Annotated in this window: 5 protein-coding genes; 3 read left to right on the top strand and 2 right to left on the bottom strand. The window is 75.1% G+C overall.

What is annotated here, in order from left to right; all coding sequences use genetic code 11:
• The first annotated feature begins 123 nt into the window (after positions 1–123).
• Positions 124–903, top strand: a complete 780-nt coding sequence (locus NH602_RS27375) for an ESX secretion-associated protein EspG (protein ID WP_253069297.1) — start codon at positions 124–126, stop codon at positions 901–903.
• Here the strand turns inward: NH602_RS27375 and NH602_RS27380 are convergent.
• Positions 878–2,281 (bottom strand): NAD(P)H-quinone dehydrogenase, encoded by a 1,404-nt coding sequence (locus tag NH602_RS27380; RefSeq protein WP_253069298.1) that lies wholly within the window; start codon positions 2,279–2,281, stop codon positions 878–880. The genes NH602_RS27375 and NH602_RS27380 overlap by 26 nt on opposite strands.
• 143 nt (positions 2,282–2,424) lie before the next feature.
• Between NH602_RS27380 and NH602_RS27385 the strand changes: the two genes are divergently transcribed.
• On the top strand, positions 2,425–2,889 hold the full coding sequence (locus tag NH602_RS27385) for a gamma-glutamylcyclotransferase (protein WP_062397641.1): 465 nt from the start codon (positions 2,425–2,427) through the stop codon (positions 2,887–2,889).
• An 81-nt stretch (positions 2,890–2,970) separates the two neighbouring features.
• On the opposite strand, the gene NH602_RS27390 is transcribed toward NH602_RS27385, so the two are convergent.
• Positions 2,971–4,260, bottom strand: a complete 1,290-nt coding sequence (locus NH602_RS27390) for an amidohydrolase (protein ID WP_253069300.1) — start codon at positions 4,258–4,260, stop codon at positions 2,971–2,973.
• Between the two features lie 440 nt (positions 4,261–4,700).
• Here NH602_RS27390 and NH602_RS27395 point away from each other — a divergent pair.
• Positions 4,701–5,646, top strand: a 946-nt coding sequence (locus tag NH602_RS27395; RefSeq protein ID WP_253069299.1) for a serine/threonine-protein kinase, incomplete at its 3' end; no start/stop codon positions are given.

Raw genomic sequence — 5,646 nt, forward strand, 5'->3', positions numbered from 1 at the left:
ACCCCCGCACCCCGGCCTGGCGCCTCGTCACCGACGAGCACGCCGCCCCCGACGACCCCCCGGAGCAGCCCGGTGCCCGACCCGACCCCGGCGTCCTGCGCCCCGACGCCCGCTGGAGGGGCCGTGGCTGAGCCCGCGCCCTGGACCCCCTCGGCGCCGTTCGTGCTCACCGGCGCCGAGTTCGACGTCGTCTGGGAGCACCTGGGGCTCGGCGCCACCCCGGTGGCGCTGCGGCTGCCCTCCCCCGGGCGCACCCGCGAGGAACGACGCCGGGTCGTGGCGGCCGGCGTCGGCGGGCTGCGCGCCCGCGGCCTCGCCGGTCCGGCCGGACCCGACCCCGCGCTGGTACGGCTGCTGGCCCTGCTCGCCCGTCCCGACCACCATCTGGAGGTGCGCGGCCGTTTCGACGACGGGCCGCTGCGCGCGGTCGCCGCCGAGCGCGACGGCGACGGTGTCCTCGCCGTCCACACCGGCGGAGCCGTCACCGTCACCGCGGCGGGCTCACCGGCACACGCCGCGGTGTCGGCCCTGCCCCGGCGTGCGCCAGGGCCCGGGCCCGCCGTGGCCCTGCCCACCACCGAGCTGGCCCGCCTCCTCGACGCGGACGCACACACCGACCCCGGCACGGACGGGGACGACGAGCAGCGGGCCCTGCTCGCACCGCTGCTCGCCGGGCCCGCGCACCGTGCGCAGATCTGTGCCGTCCGGCACGACCGCTGGGGCAGCCCGTCGCGGCTGCCGGGGCACGTCGCCGTCGTCGACACGCCGCGAGGGCGCTACCGGCTGACCCGCGGGACCGGCGCGCACGACGGACCGGAGTGGTCCACCCTCGCCCCCGCGGGCGACGGCGAGCTGCGCGACCGGTGCGCGGAGCTGTTCAGTCCAGGTCGGAGTGCTGCATGAGCTGACGGCCCGCCTCGGTGATCGACCCGGACAGCGACGGGTACACCGAGAACGTGTGGGCCAGGTCGTCCACGCCGAGCCCGTTCTGGACCGCCATCGCGATCGGCAGGATCAGCTCGCTCGCGACCGGGGCGACCACGACACCACCGATGACCACGCCGGACGCCGGGCGGCAGAACAGCTTCACGAAGCCGCGGCGCAGCCCGCGCATCTTGGCGCGCGGGTTCGTCGACAGCGGCAGCATCACGGTGCGGGCCGGGACCTCACCGGAGTCGATCGCGTTCTGGCTGATCCCCACGGTCGCGATCTCGGGGCGGGTGAACACGTTCGCCGCGACGGTCCGCAGCCGGATCGGGGACACGCCCTCGCCCAGCGCGTGCCACATCGCGATCCGGCCCTGCATGGCCGCGACCGAGGCGAGCATGAGCACCCCGGTGCAGTCGCCGGCCGCGTAGACGCCCGGCTCGGAGGTGCGCGAGACCTTGTCGACGGGGACGAATCCGCCGCGGTCGGTCTCGATGCCGATCTTCTCCAGGCCGAGGTCGGCGGTGTTCGGGATCGACCCGACGGTCATCAGGGCGTGCGAGCCCTCGACGACCCGGCCGTCGGACAGCGTGACGCGGACGCCGTCGCCGGTGTTCTCGACCGAGTCCGCGCGGGCGTGGGCGAGGATCTCGACGCCGCGCTCGGCGAAGACCTCCTCGAGCACGGCCGCGGCGTCGGCGTCCTCGTGCGGGAGGACCCGGTCACGGCTGGAGACCAGACTGACCCGGCAGCCGAGCTCGACGTAGGCGGAGCAGAACTCCGCGCCCGTCACGCCCGACCCGATCACGATCAGGTGCTCCGGCAGCTCGTCGAGGTCGTAGAGCTGGCGCCAGTCGAGGATCCGGTCGCCGTCGGGCCGGGCGGAGTCCAGCACCCGCGGGGTGGCCCCGGTCGCGATGAGGACGACGTCGGCGACGAGCTCCTCGACCGTCCCGTCGGTGTGGGTGGCGGTCACCTCGTGCGCGGCGCGGGCCGCGGCGGGCCCGGCGAACTGCGCGGTGCCGGCGATGATCCGGACGCCCTCGTCCTCCAGCCGGGCCCGCACGTCGGCGGACTGGGCGAGAGCGAGGGACCTGACCCGCTCGTTGACCGCGGGCAGGTCGACCGCGGAGTTGCCGCGGTCCACCAGCACGCCGAGGTCCTCGGCACGGTGCAGGTCGACCCGGACGGCCGCGGAGGAGATGAAGGTCTTCGAGGGGACGCAGTCGTAGACGACGCAGGCGCCGCCCATCCCGTCCCGCTCGACGACGGTCACCTCGCTGCCGTGCTGTGCCGCGACGAGTGCGGCCTCGTACCCGGCCGGTCCGCCGCCCATGATGACGATGCGGGTCACGGGAGATCCCCCTGGAGAAGTCGGTGGTGGTGGACCGGCAGGCGGTCCCGCCCGCCGGCGTCGACGGGGCTCACAGTACGCGTGTCCCATCATTACGACCGGGCGGGTCGAGGCCCCGCCGGGCTCCCCATTACCCTGCACGCGTGCCGCTGTATGCCGCGTACGGGTCGAACATGGACCCCGAGCAGATGAAGGAGCGCGCCCCGCACTCGCCGATGGCCGGGACCGGGTGGCTCCAGGGCTGGCGGCTGACGTTCGGCGGCGAGGACTACACCTGGGAGGGCGCGCTCTCCACCGTGGTGGAGGAGCCGGGCTCGCAGGTGTTCGTCGTGCTCTACGACGTCCCCGAGCACGACGAACGCCAGCTCGACCGCTGGGAGGGCGGCGAGCTGGGCATGCACAAGAAGCTGCGGCTGCGCGTCGCCACCCTCGACGGCAGCGTCCTCGCGTTCATCTACGTGCTGAACGCCTACGAGGGCGGGGACCCGTCGGCCCGCTACCTGGGCGTCATCGCCGACGCCGCGGAGACCGCGGGCGCCCCGGACGACTACGTCAACGAGCTGCGCAGCAGGCCCAGCCGCAAGTCCTCCCCCGGCAACCAGTCCTGACCGGCCGCACCGGCTGACGACGACGGCCCGGCTCCCCTCGCGGGGGCCGGGCCGTCGTCGTTCACCGCGGGAGACGGTGGTTCAGGAGGCCGCCTGCGCCAGCGCGGACAGCGCGGCCTGCACCAGCACCCGCGACCCGAACGGCAGGGCCCGCTCGTCGAGGTCGAAGGTCGGCTGGTGGATGTCCCGCTGCTTGCCGGTGCCCGGCCACACCCCGAGCCGCGCCATGGCGCCCGCGGAGTGCTCCAGGTACCAGGCGAAGTCCTCGCCGCCCGAGGACTGCTCGGTGGAGGCGTCGGCGGCCTCGCCACCGACGGTCACCGCGGCGTCGCGCAGCATCCCGGTGGACACCGCGTCGTTGACGACCGGCGGGACACCACGGACGTGGTCGAGCACGTAGCCGACACCGGTCGGGGCCAGCACGGACGCGACGAGCGCCCGCAGCTTCTCCTCGAGCTCGGTCCAGGTGGCGTGGTCGGCGGTGCGGAGGGTGCCGCGCAGCAGGCCGGACTGCGGGATCGCGTTCGCCGCGTCCCCGGCGTGCACCGCACCCCAGGTCAGGACGGTGCCCGAGCGCGGGTCGACGTGGCGGGTCAGCAGCAGCGGCACCTGGGTGGCCAGCAGCCCGAGCGCCTGCACGAGGTCGGCGGTCAGGTGCGGGCGCGAGGTGTGCCCGCCCGGGGAGGTCAGCCGGACCTCGATGAGGTCGCAGGCCGAGGTGATCGGCCCGACCCGGGTGCCGAGCCGTCCGACCTCCAGGCGCGGGTCGCAGTGCAGTGCGAAGATCCGCTGCACGCCCTCCATCACGCCCTGCTCGACGGCGTCGAGCGCGCCGCCCGGCTGCACCTCCTCGGCCGGCTGGAACACCAGCCGGACCCGGCCGGGCAGCGACGGCGCCGACTGCAGCGCCAGTGCCGCGCCGAGCAGCATCGCGGTGTGCGCGTCGTGCCCGCAGGCGTGCATGACGCCGGGCACCTCGGAGGCGAACGGGAGACCGGTCTGCTCCTGCAGGGGCAGCGCGTCCATGTCCGCGCGCAGGGCGACCAGCGGCTCGCCGTGCCCCACCTCGCAGACGACACCGGTGCCGCCGCGCAGCGTGCGCGGCTCCAGACCGGCCCGCAGCAGGGTCTCCGAGACCCGCGCGGTCGTGAGGTGCTCGCGACGGGCCAGCTCGGGCTGGGCGTGGATCGCGCGGCGCCAGCCGACGATCTCGCCCTTGTGCGCCCGCATCCACGACTCCAGCCAGGCCGGACCCGTGCCGGAGCCCAGATCGTCGACCGCGGGATCGGTGATCTCCGGGAGCTCGGTGCGGGTCTGCAGCGCAGTCACCTTGTCCTCCTCGTACTGGCCCTCGGCGGGAACGGCCCGCATGCCCGCGGTCGACGCGGACGGCGTTCGGTCGTCTCCCACCACCCATGATGGTGCTCACCCGTCCGGCGGTGTACCAGTCGAAATCGTCCGTTCCCGTCTCGGGGCGGCAAGGGGTCGGCGAGCTGCTGCCAGCGGGTTCACCGCTCCAGGTGAACGGCCGCGTGCGACCGCTCCTCCCGTCGGCGAACGGCCGTCCTCGCCGTTCACCGGCGGTTCGGACGCCCGCCGCGGGGAACTCCCGGGACGACGACACCGGCCCGCGGCCGGAATGCCACCGGACCGTGACCGTCCGCACGCCCGGCCCGCCTCGGCGGCCGTCCGGCGTCCCGGGACGACCAGCTTCGTGACGCACCGTCATCACTGCGCACCGCCGGTGACGACCTCGGCCGGGAACGGTGTGCGGGGACGGGCCGCGCGGGCACGATGGAACAATCGGCGGCGTGTCCGTTCCCGAGGGCGAGGTCCAGCGCCGACAGTTCGCCGGGCGGTACCGCGTCGACGGTCCGCTCGGGAGCGGCGCGATGGGCACCGTCTGGTCGGGTTTCGACGAGGTACTGCACCGCCGCGTCGCGCTCAAGGAGCTGAAGATCCCCGACGGCATCCCGGCCGGGGAGAAGCTGGAGCTGCGGGAACGCATCATGCGGGAGGCCCGGGCACTGGCCGGGTTGTCGCACCCCAACGTCGTGACCGTCTTCGACGTGCTCGACTCCGGCGGCGACGAGCCGCTGGTGGTCATGGAGCTGGTGCCGTCGAAGAACCTGGCCGCGGCGATCACCGAGCTGGGCAGGCTCGACGCCGCGCAGGCCGGCGTCGTCGGGCACGGCACCGCGGCGGCGCTGCGGGCCGCCCACCGGGCCGGGATCACCCACCGCGACGTGAAGCCCGGCAACGTCCTGATCTCCGACGACGGCCGGATCAAGCTCACCGACTTCGGCATCGCCCGCAACGAGTCCGACGCGCCGATGACCTCCGCGGGCCTCGTGCTCGGCTCCCCCGCCTACATCGCGCCCGAGGTCGCCGCGGGCCAGCCGGTCACGCCGGCCGCGGACCTGTGGGGCCTCGGCGCGACGCTCTGGGCCGCCGTCGAGGGCCGCCCGCCCTACGACGTCGACGGTGACCCGGTCCGCACCATCACCGAGGTCGTCGACGGTCCCGTCCCCGCGCCGACGGTCACCGGCCCGCTCGCCGAGGTCATCGCCGGGCTGATGGTCAAGGAGCCGTCGGGCCGGATGCCGCTCGACGAGGTCCGGGCCCGGCTGCGCCCGCTGCTCGCCGACCCGGACGACCCGATCTTCCCCGGCTCCCCGGACGTGCCGACCGTGATGGCGCGGGTGCCCGCACCGACCGGCGCGGCCTCGGCACCGGCACCGGCACCGCCGCGGGTTG

The organism is Pseudonocardia sp. McavD-2-B (assembly GCF_024124365.1).
Classification (GTDB): Bacteria; Actinomycetota; Actinomycetes; order Mycobacteriales; family Pseudonocardiaceae; genus Pseudonocardia; species Pseudonocardia alni.